The organism is Novosphingobium sp. PASSN1 (genome assembly GCF_002278815.1).
In genome coordinates, this window is sequence record NZ_NKIS01000013.1 from 66,919 (window position 1) to 81,651 (window position 14,733).

14 protein-coding genes and 1 tRNA gene are annotated in these 14,733 nt (G+C 53.8%); 5 read left to right on the top strand and 10 right to left on the bottom strand.

Translation table 11 applies throughout. The features are described from left to right. Positions 1-209: 209 nt before the first annotated feature. Positions 210-413: a helix-turn-helix domain-containing protein gene (locus CFE35_RS18720; protein ID WP_292932968.1), complete on the top strand. Its 204-nt coding sequence runs from the start codon at positions 210-212 to the stop codon at positions 411-413. 294 nt (positions 414-707) lie between these two features. On the opposite strand, the gene CFE35_RS18725 is transcribed toward CFE35_RS18720, so the two are convergent. The 6 genes from CFE35_RS18725 to CFE35_RS18750 form a co-directional block, all read right to left on the bottom strand. Then, entirely contained in the window at positions 708-1,286 is a 579-nt protein-coding gene (locus CFE35_RS18725; protein ID WP_292932970.1) for a GNAT family N-acetyltransferase, read from the bottom strand. An 880-nt stretch (positions 1,287-2,166) separates the two neighbouring features. Continuing rightward, positions 2,167-3,291, bottom strand: a complete 1,125-nt coding sequence (locus CFE35_RS18730) for a hypothetical protein (protein WP_292932972.1) — start codon at positions 3,289-3,291, stop codon at positions 2,167-2,169. Between the two features lie 168 nt (positions 3,292-3,459). Continuing rightward, complete coding sequence (locus tag CFE35_RS18735; RefSeq protein ID WP_292932974.1) at positions 3,460-3,954, bottom strand: phasin family protein; 495 nt, start codon at positions 3,952-3,954, stop codon at positions 3,460-3,462. A gap of 77 nt (positions 3,955-4,031) precedes the next feature. Beyond that, positions 4,032-5,168 carry a patatin-like phospholipase family protein gene (locus tag CFE35_RS18740; RefSeq protein WP_292932976.1) on the bottom strand — a complete coding sequence of 379 codons (1,137 nt, stop codon included), beginning with the start codon at positions 5,166-5,168 and terminating at the stop codon, positions 4,032-4,034. Then, entirely contained in the window at positions 5,165-6,505 is a 1,341-nt protein-coding gene (locus tag CFE35_RS18745; RefSeq protein WP_292932978.1) for an NAD(P)/FAD-dependent oxidoreductase, read from the bottom strand. Before CFE35_RS18745 ends, CFE35_RS18740 begins: the two co-directional genes overlap by 4 nt. Before the next feature lie 2 nt (positions 6,506-6,507). Then, entirely contained in the window at positions 6,508-7,332 is an 825-nt protein-coding gene (locus CFE35_RS18750) for a 3-hydroxybutyrate dehydrogenase (protein ID WP_292932980.1), read from the bottom strand. A 223-nt stretch (positions 7,333-7,555) separates the two neighbouring features. On the opposite strand from CFE35_RS18750, the gene CFE35_RS18755 reads away from it, so the two are divergent. Next, positions 7,556-7,999 (top strand): cupin domain-containing protein, encoded by a 444-nt coding sequence (locus tag CFE35_RS18755; RefSeq protein WP_292932982.1) that lies wholly within the window; start codon positions 7,556-7,558, stop codon positions 7,997-7,999. Between the two features lie 195 nt (positions 8,000-8,194). Here the strand turns inward: CFE35_RS18755 and CFE35_RS18760 are convergent, their stop codons facing one another. After that, entirely contained in the window at positions 8,195-9,139 is a 945-nt protein-coding gene (locus CFE35_RS18760; RefSeq protein ID WP_292932983.1) for a YeeE/YedE thiosulfate transporter family protein, read from the bottom strand. Continuing rightward, the gene (locus tag CFE35_RS18765) at positions 9,136-9,636 is read right to left on the bottom strand and encodes a DUF302 domain-containing protein (protein ID WP_292932984.1); all 501 of its coding nucleotides are present in this window, start codon (positions 9,634-9,636) and stop codon (positions 9,136-9,138) included. The genes CFE35_RS18760 and CFE35_RS18765 overlap by 4 nt, the downstream gene beginning before the upstream one ends. A 228-nt stretch (positions 9,637-9,864) precedes the next feature. On the opposite strand from CFE35_RS18765, the gene CFE35_RS18770 reads away from it, so the two are divergent. Continuing rightward, positions 9,865-10,572, top strand: coding sequence for a peroxiredoxin-like family protein (locus tag CFE35_RS18770; protein ID WP_292932985.1), 708 nt, complete (start codon positions 9,865-9,867; stop codon positions 10,570-10,572). 25 nt (positions 10,573-10,597) lie between these two features. Here CFE35_RS18770 and CFE35_RS18775 read toward each other — a convergent pair whose 3' ends face one another. Both CFE35_RS18775 and CFE35_RS18780 read right to left on the bottom strand, forming a co-directional pair. Continuing rightward, complete coding sequence (locus CFE35_RS18775) at positions 10,598-11,518, bottom strand: LysR family transcriptional regulator (RefSeq protein ID WP_292932986.1); 921 nt, start codon at positions 11,516-11,518, stop codon at positions 10,598-10,600. Between the two features lie 790 nt (positions 11,519-12,308). Then, positions 12,309-12,383 (bottom strand) — tRNA-Val (locus CFE35_RS18780). Positions 12,384-12,568: 185 nt separating this feature from the next. Between CFE35_RS18780 and CFE35_RS18785 the strand changes: the two genes are divergently transcribed. Next, complete coding sequence (locus CFE35_RS18785) at positions 12,569-13,945, top strand: L-serine ammonia-lyase (protein WP_292932987.1); 1,377 nt, start codon at positions 12,569-12,571, stop codon at positions 13,943-13,945. Between the two features lie 54 nt (positions 13,946-13,999). Beyond that, the gene (locus CFE35_RS18790; protein WP_292932989.1) at positions 14,000-14,626 is read left to right on the top strand and encodes a GNAT family N-acetyltransferase; all 627 of its coding nucleotides are present in this window, start codon (positions 14,000-14,002) and stop codon (positions 14,624-14,626) included. Positions 14,627-14,733: the final 107 nt, after the last annotated feature.

Below are 14,733 nucleotides of genomic sequence, written 5' to 3' on the forward strand. Positions count from 1 at the left end.
GCATGGAGGGTCACAATTGGCTAAGCTGGTACGTGCTGGAACCCTTCGAAACAGATCGATCCATCTGTGGATATCAGGTGGATAAGTCCTCTTTTTGGGCTTCCCGATTTTGGTGAACATGCTGGATTAGTATGGTTTTTCTGAGTTCTCTTAGTCTTGCGAGATCGCTGTTCCGCGATGCTTGTCGAGCCTGATAGAGGATGAGACCCATGAATACCGACACACTTCTGACCGTTGAAGATGCCGCCGCCCATTTGAAGATTTCCAAGCACACGCTGAACCGCTGGCGCGTCACCGGTGAAGGCCCTCCCTTCATCAAATATGGCCCCCGCTTGGTTCGTTATCTCGTAACCACGCTTGATGTGTGGGCGCAGGAGCGCATGTTCGCCAATACCAGCCAATATGGGCGGTAAGCTCTTACATTGCCAATCTTCACCAAATGCCAGAGCGTTCAGGCGCGTCAAGGTAACCTTCTTGAAGGGGGCTCTGCCCACCTTGACCCGCCTATCACGCTCTGGCGCACTTCCAAGTGTCGGGACGCGGGGCGCGTCCCGTCATCACCCCCTCGACCTCGCCTCTGGCAGGTCGAACACGGGGCTTGGACTAAAGGAATTTGGGATTTCTGTTTTATCGGCAAAATATGAGATTTGCCGATAATGCCAGTTTTGGCGACAGTTCCGATTGCTCTGCAGACGCTTTGCGCGGAGTTACTCTGCTAAGGCAGCGAAAACAGAAGCAACTCCAGTCTCTTCGGCATGGCTACGCAGATTATCTAAGGCAGTTCGCAATTTGATGTCGTAGGTGGAGACACCTGACTGTATGGATGTCATGCGCCCGCCTAGAAAGTGCACCAAGCGGATAGCCGCCCGGTTCTCGGACAGTACCTGAACTTCAAGGATTTTGATCCCGTGGCGCGCGCACTCAACCAAGGCTGCAGCCAACAACATTCTCACAAGCCCCAACCCATGACAGGCATCGGCGATCACGAACGATAGCTCGCCTGAGCTGCCTTCAGTTTTGTCCCTGAACACATGTACCGAGCCAATGGCCGGGCTGCCGTGTTCATTCGCCAATGTAGCACCCCATGCAATGTGCTTGTGACCGTCGACAGCCAGCAACTGGTGTATCACCGTGTCCGGCGGCACCGGCATGGACGAGAAAAACCGCCAGTAGCGTGACTGGGGCGAAAGCGCATCAATGGCTTCGCGCATCAGGGTTTCATCGTCTGGACTGATAGGTCTGATCCAGATTGGTGTTCCATCCAGTAATGCGGCTTCGATTAGCACGGAGATCGTGCTGCTTCCGCTTCCAAGGCCAAGATCGTGTTGTCTTCGACCTGCAGGACCTTTCCCAAAGGCACTTGGGTGAAGTGTTCAACCGTGGTTCGTTGCTTGCGCTTGCAAGCGGGCCCATCGATGGAGCCTTCGGTGAGATATATGTGAGGAAGGGAATGCGGCATCACATTGCAACGATTGTTGAATAAGGTGGTTCCATCTCACAGTAAGACCGAGCGTCAATGAATTGACCGCCACGCTAGGTCAGAGCGAGGGCCTAAGACAAGGGCACGAGCTCAATGGAACAGTGACCCACCCGCTAACAATCCAACCGAGGGTTTGCTGGATATTCAGAGGCGCATGGCACAATATCCCGCACCGTAAATGTCCGCGTTCGGGGATCGCTAGATTGCTCTCAATTGACCACCTTTGGCCCAAAGCAGACACGTCGCTTTGGTTTAGAATGGGCGGCTGATGCATTCTGTTCGCTGAAAACGACTTACTCCTTTGGATCTAGAGTCAGGCAAGTCGGCTAAGTCAGAGTGCGCCAGAGTGAGTTGGATTTGGGGCGGAATTGCAAGATATAAGAGGGCGACTTGCCGATGCTTACAGCACTATGTTTTAATTGATGTTTTCGTAAGTCATCTTGAAGGGGCCATGACTTGCAGTGTGTCGTGGCATGTAAGTCGTCGTAAGTCGCCGGTTTAGAGGCCCGAACGGGGGGTTTTTTGGTAGCTCTATAGTTGGCCTGGTTTGGCCGAGAGCAGACTAATGGGTTTCGTGGGCTTCGACCAAGAGAGCCGACATTGTTTAGCTCAACAGGGCTCTAATCAAGATTATGGGAATCACGGGAGCTAAGGTCAGACGGACCAGGTATCCGTGTCTTTTGTTGCTAGGTAACTGAGTGGTCGTGCGTTGGGCGTCGCGCTGCAAGTCCAACATTGAACTCGCGCAAGATATCTAGGTATTCTTCTATGTTGATGCCGCCTTTCTCCGCTGCGCGATAGCGATAGCTCCAGTAAGAGACAATATGAGAGACCATGCCCATCATGTGGCCCAATTCGACAAACAAAAGTGGCGCGTCAAGAAGAAATTTTCTGAATGCGGCCGTATGGCCTCGATGAACAAGATCCCGAAATGCATCATCGTAAAGGGCTAAAACCCGAGAGCAGTTAAGGGCTGTCGTGCGAATATTGTCTCTAATTGATTTCTTCAAAACAGCCGCCAATTCCTTGCTGGTTCGATCCGGCCGCCCCTTCAGTTTAATCGTCTCCATCTCCAAGCCAATCTTACTCAGCGAGCTCATGCTCTCACTGAACTGCCACTTATAGAAGATAAACCCCTTCCAACTAAATATCCCGTCACGGAATTGAGCCCCCTCTAGACCCAGCGTTAGGCGTAAAGGATCGAGACGCGCATCCGCATTGGTTGACAAAAGTGCGTTCGCTAGACGTCCAACCAGATCTGGGTTGATGTCAGAGTTTCCCTCCGCGAAAGCAAGTTTAATCAATGGGAACATTTCCACCTCTGTGAAGGTCAGCATCCTTGCCGTATCAGCAGCCGAGATTGAGAAATAACAATCTGCAGGCGTTCGATGGTGCCTTCGTAATTGCTCTCGGATCAAGAATGGATCAAGCGAAGGAAGCGAATTGAGAAGCCTTAGAGTCTCAAGATCATAGTCAAAATCAATTCCTTTGTTTCCAATGATAACAGCCAAAGAATCTTTGTAGCCCACCTCATTCACAAAGATGTAGCGGCCGCCAACTCGAAGGTCGCTTCGATCCAAGGGGAAGATGATTTTCGTTCCAACTGGACCGCCATTTGGCACCAAGTAGGATTCGTCACTTCGGAAACGATGCTTCACTACCACTGCTTGATTGAGCACGCTGTCTCGAAAGAATGGGTCTTGGTTATACTCTGGGTCGTCCCCATACTCCTCGGCGACATTATGGAGATTCAGAACCCGACTGGTTGATGCAGAAGCGCGTAGCGCGGAGAGACTGCGAACCCCTGACATGCAACCCTCGTGTAGATGCGGTTCTGCGGCCGCAACCTAAATTTTTGGCTCGCCTTTCGGTCCAATTTGACCGGGTCGAGCATTTTCACGCTTTCGCGCTCCCAAGCCAGCGCCATAAGAAGATGGCGCTGGCGCGTTTGCTTCGATACCTAAGTTTATAGGGGAAGCTTATTCCTTTGGTGCGGTCATCGAGGCCGCCCGCTTGAGCAACGGCTCGTAAATAGCGGTCATAGTTGTGAACATGGCTTGAGACATCTTGGCCATTTCTGCCATGCCAATTGCAAACTCGCCCATCGCATAGTCGCGCTGAAACACCAGAAAATCGGACACCGATTGAACTTGCGTCATGGCTTGGGCAGCTGCGGCTGCACGTTGCAGGCTATTTTTGGAATATTCCGCGGTTTCTTGAGTCATGGTTTGGAAAGCAGCAGAGGCGATCTTCGTCGATTCCAGCATGGCTTCGACATTGCCTTTTGAAACCTCTGTCAACGTGTCAACCGTCTTCAGGTTTCGCTCCATCGCTTCGCGAGAATGCACTGCCATTTTCTCAAGGTTGGATTTGGTCATGGCAATCATTTGTTCTGTTTGGGCCGTCATGGTGGTTCCCAAGGCGGTCGCCGCATCACCTAGGGCATTGGCTGTCTTCTTGGCTTTCTCTGTCATAATGTTGCTCCTTCTACTGATGGACCCCACACATTAGGGGTTGGTCTGGATTGAGAATTGGCTGAATCAATAGCGGCTTAAGCCGCTGGCACGTCGAGGATTTGGCCACCGAGAGCTTCGTGTAGAACAAAACCTTCCAGTGGATCGGAAGGTGCCCGCCAAGGGGCTTGCTCCAACATTTGAACGGTATGGGAGTACCCAGCCTCCCAGCGCTCACGAATTCCGCGGGGGCTGAAGTCGATGTCCTTGGTGTGATCTTCATGATCTAGTTGCGGTGCCAAAAGCCGGACAACATGGATTTTGGTCTCGCAACCGTAACTTCTAAGATTGGCTAGGTTTTCTGGCGTTGATGCGCCGTCTGGCACCAGCATCGACAATTGCTGTACGACGTGCCGCAATCGGTGCAGCTGGCGCTGACGTTTGATATGGGCGTGCGCGCGACTGGAGTATTGAATATCCTTCTGGCGGTTAGCGACCTCCCAGATTGACTTGGGCTCCGCACCATGTGGGTTCCAAAGATGCACAGCAAACACCATCGAGTTTTGGCGTGGGCTATCGTCAAACACCGCCTCAACAGGGGTATTGGAAACGATGCCGCCATCCCAATAGAGTTCACCATCAATGCGCACAGCCGGGAAGGCGGGCGGCAAGGCACCAGATGCCAAAATGTGGCGCACGTCCAATTCGGTTTGCTGCGAGTCAAAATAAACCATTTCACTGGTTCGGACATTTGCCGCCCCGACGGTGAGGCGCATATCGCCCTGCTGGATGCGACCAAAATCAGTTAGCTCCATCAAGGTTCGACGGAGCGGATCGACCGAGTAATAGCCTGCGGCCTCTGGACCAAGTGGAACCTTCTGACCCATAAATGCCAAAGGATTGGGAGCAAAAAAGGAAGGGATGCCATTCATGATTGCGCTCATGGTGCGCATTGGGCTCAGCAGATGACCTAAGGGCCCCTCAAAAATTTTGCCATGCTCCACCCGCCCCCAGAATTCCGATAGCTTTTCCAGACGTTGCTCGGCAGGATTACCTGCTATCAAGGCGGCATTAATGGCACCGATGGACGTTCCAATCACCCAATCGGGTTCAACGCCAAATTCATGTAGGGCTTGATAAACACCCACTTGATAGGCCCCAAGGGCACCGCCTCCTTGGAAAACCAGCACGATCTGGCCAAGGCTCTTCAGTTCGCTCTTGAGGGTGGATTTCATGATAGCATCCTTATGATTGAATCGGTTTTGCAGGGCGGGTCTATATTGTGAGGGAAAGATGCCACCCCCTCGCTAGTGGTTTCCCCTGTGATCAGACGTGCACTTCGCGTGAAGGTCAGATAGCTCCAGAGCCAGTTCGCACCGACCGTGATCCGATTGCGATGTCCGGTAAGAAACCAGATGTGAATGACGCACCACATCAGCCAGGCGAGATGGCCAGAAATCTTGAGCTTTCCGAAATCGGCAACGGCTCGATTGCGGCCAATGGTGGCTAAGTTGCCGTAATTTCGATAGGCAAAAGGCTTGGCCGCTGTCAGTTCGAACGGCCTTGATTCAAGACCAGACAAGATCATCCGTGCCACATAAGCGCCCTGTTGCTTCGCAACTGGTGCAACCCCTGGCAAGGGTAAACCTTCCTCGTCGAGGCAACAGGCCGTATCGCCAATTACAAAAACAGCTGGATCACCAGCAATGCGCAGGTCCGGACCAACCGGCACCCGGCCTGTTCTATCCGGTGTAATCTTCAGCCAACGCGAAGCGCCTGATGCCTGCACTCCGGCCGCCCAAACAGTTGTGTAAGCTCGGATATAGCCTGTCTTGGTTGCAACGCCATCGCTTTGAATGGCCTCAACCTGTGTGCCCAACTGCACCTCCACGCCCAATTGCTCAAGAGAGACCTTGGCCTTGAGTGAGAGATCTTCAGGAAAGCTTTGTAGAAGCCGAGGCCCGGCCTCAATCAAAATCACACGGGAGCAATGTGGCGTAATCGACCGGAAATCGCGTCTCACAGAGCATCTGGCAAGCTCAGCGATCGCGCCAGCCATTTCGACACCCGTTGGACCGCCGCCAACCACAACATAGGTCAATAACGCTTTGCGCTGTTGTGGATCAGTGGCAATTTCGGCACGTTCTAACGACAGCAGGACTTTGCGGCGCAGCGCCGTGGCGTCGTCAATCGTTTTGAGCCCTGGTGCAAAAGCCGCCCACTCATCATGTCCGAAATAGCTGTGACGCGCACCAGTAGCGATTACGAGATAATCGTATTTGACGGTATGTCCGGACTGCAGCACCACATACTTGGCATCTTGATCTACCCCTGACACGCGATCGAGCATGACGCGGACATTTGGGAAGTGCCGAACGATGGATCGGATCGGCGCTGCAATGTCAGCCGGAGATAACCCAGCCGTTGCCACTTGGTATAAGAGGGGTTGGAAAAGATGGTGGTTTTGTCGATCTATCAAAGTGACATCGACGTCGCGTTTGCCAAGCCCTTTAGCAACCGCAAGGCCACCAAAGCCCGCTCCTACAATAACGATATGGTGACGCTTCGACATCCCTATTGACCCGTCCACCCGCCGTCGACAGGTATGGCGGTGCCGGTGATGGAACGAGCACCTTCTGTACACAGAAAGGCGACTAGCGCTCCAAGCTCCTCCACAGTGACAAAGCGCTTGCTAGGTTGAGCCGCAAGCAGGACCGTTTCAATAACTTCTTCGCGGCTGATGCCTCTAGCCTTGGCCGTATCGGCGATCTGGCCTTCGACTAATGGTGTCCAGACATAGCCTGGGCAAACAGCGTTACAGGTTACGCCATATTGCGCGCCTTCTAACGCGACCGTCTTGGTCAAGCCGATCAGGCCATGCTTGGCTGCCACATAAGCGCTCTTAAAGGGGGAGGCGATCAGACCATGAACACTCGCCAAATTGATAATGCGGCCCCAGCCAGCCTCTTTCATGGCGGCAAATGCAGGTCGGATCGTAAAAAAGCTGGCAGAGAGGTTGAGCTCTTGGATCGTGCGCCATTTGTCGTCCGGAAAGCTTTCAATCGGGCTGACAAATTGAACCCCAGCATTATTTACGAGGATATCAACTTTGCCGAAGGCTGCGATGGTGTCTGTAACCAGCGCCGCCGCCTCTCGCGCATCGAGTAAATTGGCACCGTGGTAAGTAATTCTGGTGCCAGCTGATTGGGCGAGCTCATCGCGCGTCGCTTCGATTTCTGCACGGTTGCCAAGCCCATTCAGCACCACATCGGCACCCAACATGGCAAGCGCACGGGCGATGCCAAGTCCAATGCCACTCGTCGAGCCTGTGACGACGGCCGTGCGACCATTCAAGCGCCCGCTTTGACCAATGGGAAGCTGTTCTTGTGCTGTGTTCATCTCATCCTCGCCAACTAGTCCCTCACCATGGGACTTTCTAATCGCGAACGAAAATGCCGTTTCTGCATTGAAATCATGCCGAAATTGAAATGGAGGAGCTGCTGCTGCCTGCTTAGTGCTGGCGTGCCGGCGATAGCTTTGGTGTCAAACAGCCAATCTGGTCTGTGACCAAAGGTGCGCCAGCGGAGGTTGCTAATCCGATGTGGATCGGGAGGAGTTTAGGATGAATAAGACTATGATTGCCATCACTGCCTTGGCTTGTGCCACTGTCAGTGCACCTGCTTTTGCGGGCACCTGCCCAGCTGGTAAAGCAGGCGCGAATCCCTTGGCGAATGCCGCGACAATGCCCAGCGCCGTGACCGATACGGTTGTTGGTGCTGTTGATCTGGGCCCCTATATCAATGTTCCAAACCGCAGCCTGCGTTTGCGTCGTTTGGTCATTCAGCCAGGCGGCATCGTCCCCTTGCATAGCCATTCTGACCGTCCAGCCGTCATCATGGTCGCCAGTGGCGAAGTCACGGAATACTCGTCAATCTGCATGGTGCCCATCGTACATCGCGCAGGGGAAACCATTCCTGAAGAGAAGACGGTCAGCCACTGGTGGAAGAATACAGGCCGTCAGGTCGCGATTTTGTACTCGTCTGACGTGCACAACGATTCCAAGTGATCCAATCGTTGCGGCCGTCGATTCCCACTTGATGTCCGCAACGATTGGAAAAAGGGCGGAAAAAGGATCCCGACGCCCTAAGCTTGGAAGGTACCTCGTTTCTCCAAACAGGTACCAAGCACCCTGCGCTCACTGGGCGCGGGGTGCTTTTTTGCGTAATGATTGGAGGAGTTATAACGCGACAGAGATGGATGGTCAGCGACCTTTAAGTCGGAAGCAGAGCCAAATCGTTGAACACATCGCTGCCATCGCCACCCATGCATGGGGAAGAAAGAATGGCATTCCGATCAAAATCAGGCCATCGTTGCTGCCGGGAATGAGAAGGCTGCCCCAGCCCATCAGCATCCCACCCAAGAAACAACGTCCGAGCAATAAGGGCTCGGGTCGGTGCCAACGCAATCGACCGATGCTCGCCCCTCCAGCCGTTGCCCCTAGGATCAAGGCAAGAAACAAAAAGCCTTTCCAGCCAGAACCTTGGGCCATTGCGCGCGCGGTTTGTTCAAGAAATTCGGTGTAGCTCCAAGAGCCAACCACGATGAGCATCAGGGTAAAAGTCACACCGATTACGAGGGTAGCCTGATGTGGTCCCCATAGAGTTTGGCGATCCCAACGCGCTTCCACAGCGAGCAAGATCAGGCCGAAGACCCGAGTGACAAGATAGAGCGTTGCCACCACCATAAGCCAGCGCAAGAGCTCAGGATTGGCTACAAGGAGGGTATTCTGCGTCGGCATCATGGCTCGAAGTGCCGCAGGAAAGGTGAGCGCGCCCACAAAATAACCCACAGGCGTCAAAGCATAAGCCCAGTTCCCGGACCCTAAATTCGCGATCGCACCAAAGACGCAAGCGCGGTTCACATAGGCACCAAGCCCTAAAACGGCACCGCCAAAGACGGTCCAGACCGTAACATCATAGCCTTTAGGCAAAGCAGGAAAGAAGCCGAGGCTTTGGGCCAACAAGATGCCGCTAGATACCCAAAACGCGGCTTCAGCCAAAGCTACAAGCTTGGTGTATTTTCCCGATTGCGCGATTTCGCCAACTGCGGCAACGGCGCAAGTCGCGCCGCGTTGAATGGCAAACCCCATCAACGCGGCGCAAACCGTCGCTACCGCGAAGGCTAAACCGAAGATTTCGACAGTCACTGGGTCGTCGACGAAGCAATCGATGCAGCAACTGCACTCGCCATCGCAAACTGAGCGCTGCGATCCGTGATTTGGTAGCGATTGGCGAGATAGGCAAAATCAGTCCAAGCCACGCTAATGCTGCCATCCGCCTCTTCCAAAATCAGCATACGAACAGGCCAATCTAGTCCTGAATATGGATTTGAACTCAAAAATTGAACGCCCAGCGGCGGATTGCCAAACAAGATTAAGCGCGAAGGCCGAATAGGGATATTGGCCGCTGCACCCAAATGAGACTGGTCAATTTCGGTAAAAAACTGAATGCCCTTTGAGGCTATGTCCGCGCGCAGACGGCGAACCGTTTCGTCCATGCCGTAACGGCTCTTGACCCGCACGACGCCAGCGGCTGGTGCAGTTGGAGCCAATGTAGCAGCCCCAGCAGAGTTAACGTCAGCGGCTGAAGCAGCCATCGGTGCGACAGAAAGAGCAAAGCAAAGTGCAGTAAGTAAGGTTTTCATAGTCGGTTCCTGCTTCCGGCCCAATGGCCAAGTAGCCCCACAAAGACGGGGCATGGCAGCAAGGATTGACATGTAGAGGAGCAAGGCTGAAGTTGTTTTCAGGCATGAAAATCATAACGTTATGGCATTTTGGTTTAATGCGGACCTGTGGTGGTTTGTGGCGATTGGGTTGTGAGCCTTGATCACCTCGAACCCCGTTTGATTTGATTTTTAAGAGAGGTCGCCGCCATGGATCAGTCGATGAGCGCGGTAATGGGACAGCTCGTGGAAACGGCTAGTTCGCTTCAGGGGTCACTTGCAGAGCAATTGGCCTATATTGCTGATCAAATCCGCGCCATGAACCCGAGTTTCAGCGATGCTGTTGACGCATTTGTTGATCGACTGGCGCATGCTCAGGCGGGGGAACAGGCACCAAATGTTGGCGATGCAATGCCCAGTTTTCTTTTGCCAGACGATCGGGGCCGATTGGTTAGCCTGGCTAAGTTGTTAGAAACGGCACCTGTTGTGGTCGCTTTTCACCGCGGTCATTGGTGTCCATATTGCCGAACGAATATGATCGGTTTAGCGACCTTAGACGCAGAGGTGAAACCCGTCCAAATCGTTGCAATTTCGGCAGAAGTCCAAGCCTATAGTCGCCGATTAAAAGCCGAATCCAAAGCAAATTTCCCGTTCCTGACCGACATCGGCAACGGCTATGCTTTATCGCTCAACCTTGCGATCTGGGTCGATGACGAGATGGCCGCTTTGATTCAGGCCGCAGATAATGACATCCCTAAATTTCAGGGCCAAGACGGATGGCTCTTGCCGATCCCATCGGTCTTTGTCGTAGGCCAAGATGGCTTGATCAAAGCACGCCATATTGACCCGGACTATCGACGGAGGCTCGAGTTCGCTGATCTCAAGGCGTTTGCCCTTGAAGCCCTGGCTAAGCAATAGGACCCTAAAGTTTCGGGAAGCGAGTTTAGGCCGGTATCTGCTCGTCCAGATCGACAGTCTCAGATGCCTCCCAATCCTTCATCCGTAGCAAGCTTAACAGCGCACTGGCTTCTGGAATGCGGTGCCTTCCTGATACGACGCAGACCGCCACGGCTTGCTTGAGCTGAAGCGACGGAATGCTGAGATGTTGCACATTGGGTTCTTGCAACACATGGGCTGGGGCAAGTGCTAGCCCGATGCCCGCGGTTAGCAGCGACTTCATATCTTCAATGGATGCCACTTCATGTGCGCTGGCCAGATTAATGCCAACCGATCGCAGATTTTCCTGTTCCTGCGTGGTCAATTCCAAGCCGCTCATAATTGTGAATTGGTTGTCCCGCACGGCTTGAATTGCAAGTTCAGGTGACATGGTTTCAGCCAACTCGTGGTCTGCCCAAACGATAACTTCAAACGGCTCGTTAAAAAGCGGCCATATTTCGAGCCGATCCCAACTTAGCGCCAGTGGGCTTGAGATAGCTACATCGGCCTTCCCGGCCTTTAGCAGCTCACCAAGCTCGCCGGCAGGCCCGCGCTTGAGTTTGATTTGGATCCCCGGGAAAGCTGAGCGCAATTCTCGCAGAGCATCAATGAATAGAGACAAGTCCACGCTGTGGGAAACTGCGACAACCAAGGTCGACAGCTCGCCCTTTCGCACGGCGGTTGCCAATGTTTTAGCCGCCAACGCGGCTTCATGGCACCGGCAGAGAATAGGCAACATTTTATTGCCCAATTCGGTCAAATGCGTGTTGCGCCCTTCTCGTCGGATTAGATCCCCGCCTAACTCTTGCTCCAAAAGTTTAATTGCGCGCGTTAAAGCTGGCTGGGTAACGTTGCACTCTTCTGCCGCCCTCGTGAAATTCAGCCATTTGGCAACCGAGATAAAATACCGAACTTGCTGCATTTCCATTGTATCCCCCTATCTTTGTTTTTCGAAGGCGTTCATCCGCCCCCTGACGGATAACCACCTGGACGGCGCACCCTTGGACAATGCCTATGCGCTGCGATTGCTCTTTAGTGCCTCCAGACTTGCTCACGCGCTTGAGCGATCTGGTAAAGCCCCAATCGTAATCTTACTTAGGCAATAACCGACTTCCTTTCGGGCGACGCTGTGCTACCCAACCTCATTACTGGGATACGACACTCGATATGCTTGGGTTACTCATCAAGTGTAAGTCGAACATTTGGGATGCAGCAATCAAGGCCTTTGCGATAAAGCATAAGAGCCTCAACTCCTTTGAGATCTTTCGGATCAATGGCACCAAACCTAGCCCTCCAGGGATCACGCCGCAGCGCGATTAGAACGCCCAACCCCCAGATTAAAAGGCAGCCTGGCTCTTGTATTCCAGCGTGTAGAATAAGGCTCCATTCTGGAGCAAGGCAGCGAACTCAAACGAAGCTTTCGCTCCTCGCTGCTGTGCAAGGGCAAGCTGAAGTATCCTGTCGCCGTTTGCTGTTCTTTGTGCCAGCCCATGCGGATTATTCAATGCAACTTAGATGGAAATGCGGCGTGCCGAACCCGAACTTGCCAAGAATCTCCATAAATGGCGATGAGACTTCCGTATTGGCGGAGCTCATAAAACTATCCACAACTCGCTACAGCTTGCCGTAAATTGTCTGTTTTCCACGGACCATACACGGACCCAAAACCAAAATTGCTCCGTATTCGGAGCAAAAAATCAGCTAAATCTTTGATTTAATGGTGGGCGCGACAGGGATTGAACCTGTGACCCCTACGATGTCAACGTAGTGCTCTCCCGCTGAGCTACGCGCCCGCCGTTATGGCGTTCAGACCACTTTGGGGAGCGGTCCGTCAGGAAGGCGGGTTCATAGCGGACGGGTGGCGGGCCTGCAAGGGGCAGCGGCAGGCGCGTTGCAGGGGCAAGGCTGCTTGGCGCCAAGGCTCGGTTCGGTTCATATGTCGGGCTGGCAGGTTGCGCGGTGACAGAGGGCCCAAGAGATGATTTCTGCGTTAGATATTTTCCGCATCGGCATCGGCCCCTCCAGTTCGCACACGGTCGGCCCGATGCGGATCGCCGCCCGCTTTCTAGCTGATCTAGATCGAGTAGGCGTGTTAGGCCAAGTCGCGCGTCTGTCGGTTTCCTTGCAAGGATCGCTAGCCTTTACAGGCACCGGCCATCGGACGCCGGAAGCTGTTTATTTGGGGCTTCTGGGATTTAAGCCTGAGACAACAGACCCTGAAGAGGCTGAGGTGGCCTTGAAAGCTTTACTTGCGACCTCTGAATTACGGCTCTCCTCCGGCCAAAGCATCGCCTTTGATCCAGTCGTGGACTTGATCTTTGATTATGAGACGCCACCGAAACTGCATCCAAATGGTATGGCGTTGCGGGCCTTTAATGGTGCGGGCCAGCTTCTTTCCGACCAAACCTATTACTCAACTGGCGGTGGCTTTATCGCCAGCCAACGGCAATTGGAAACACCTTTAGCCAATGATCTGGTCGGCGGTGGCCCGGAAGGGCCGTTTGCCTTTACGTCAGCGGCACAGCTTTTGGAATTATGCGAAGAACACGGCCTATCCGTTGCAGAAGTCCTGCTTGCCTGTGAGGATCGCAAGCGTGATCGAGGCGAGACCTTGGCCGCCCTCGACGCGATTGCGGAAGCCATGGCGGCGTGCATCGCGCGTGGCTTGTTCCAAAAAGGTATTTTGCCAGGTGGCCTGCAGGTGCGCCGCAGAGCACCTGATCTCTATGAGAAGCTGACAAGCTCACCTCAGTCCAATGAGCGCGAAGCCTTGTTCGACTGGCTCAATGTCTATGCCATGGCGGTGAATGAGGAAAATGCGGCGGGTGGCCGGGTGGTGACGGCCCCAACGAATGGTGCTGCCGGGATTATTCCAGCGATCTTGCGCTTTTACTTGCTCGACGCAAAGGCCCCACCTTCTGCGGTCCATACCTATTTATTGACGGCGGCAGCTATCGGCATCCTTTATAAACAACGCGCCTCTATCTCGGGGGCAGAGATGGGCTGTCAGGGTGAGGTGGGGGTGGCTTGCTCGATGGCGGCAGGTGGGCTGGCTGCTCTGTGGGGCGGCAGTCCATCGCAAGTGGCCAACGCCGCTGAAATCGGGATGGAACATAATCTGGGTCTAACCTGTGACCCGGTAGGCGGCTTGGTGCAAATTCCCTGTATCGAGCGCAATGCGCTTGCAGCCGTGAAAGCCGCCAACGCTGCCCGTCTAGCGCTGCAGACAGATCAACCGGCGCGCGTCACCTTGGATCAGGTGATTGAGACGATGCGACAAACCGGACTGGATATGTCCTCGAAATACAAAGAGACCAGTCTGGGTGGGCTTGCCGTGAATGTCGTTGAATGTTGACTTGCTGCTCTGGTCGGGCCTGAGTAGCGGGAAAACGACAGGCAGGACAACGCAATGAATTTGGATCTACCAGACGGCATGAAGCGGGCAGAGGCTGCGGATTGGCAGCAATTAGGTGCCATCACGGCTGAAGCTTTTTATGAAGACCCGGTCAATCGCTGGATATTTGGAACACCAAAGACCTTAGACGCCGTTTTTCCACTCTTGGCGCGAAACCATTATCTTAAGCATGGCTTTTGTCACATGATTGGGGACGGTGGAGCCGCGATGTGGTTGCCGTCGGGCGCGCCGTCAGAACTGTCTGTCTCGGCCATTGTTCAGGTTGCTTGGGCCTTGTTGGCGACAGGATCGCCCGGCGCAATTGCCCGCGCTTTGGATGCCGGAGACCGCATGCAGGCCCATCACCCTAAAGAGCCACATCTTTACCTATTTACTTTGGGCACGCGGCTCGCCAATCGCGGCAAAGGCCTTGGTAAGGCACTATTTGCGCCGGTTTTGGCCGAATGTGATCGGACGGGGACGGCTGTTTATTTGGAGAATTCTAATCCGAATAATGAGGGCTTTTATCGATCTCATGGCTTTGAGTCACAAGGATATTTTCCGTGCGGCCAAGATCGAGGCGGCCAAAAGGCACCCCTCTTACAAATGATGTGGCGGGCACCGCGCACGCCCTCAGCTTGAGGAAACCGGTGGCAGTGACGTTTTGACTCTGAAGGGCGCTTACCGGTCGGAAGCGTTAACGCTTTTGTGATCAAAACGTTTGGCAAGATATATCATTTTAATTTGAA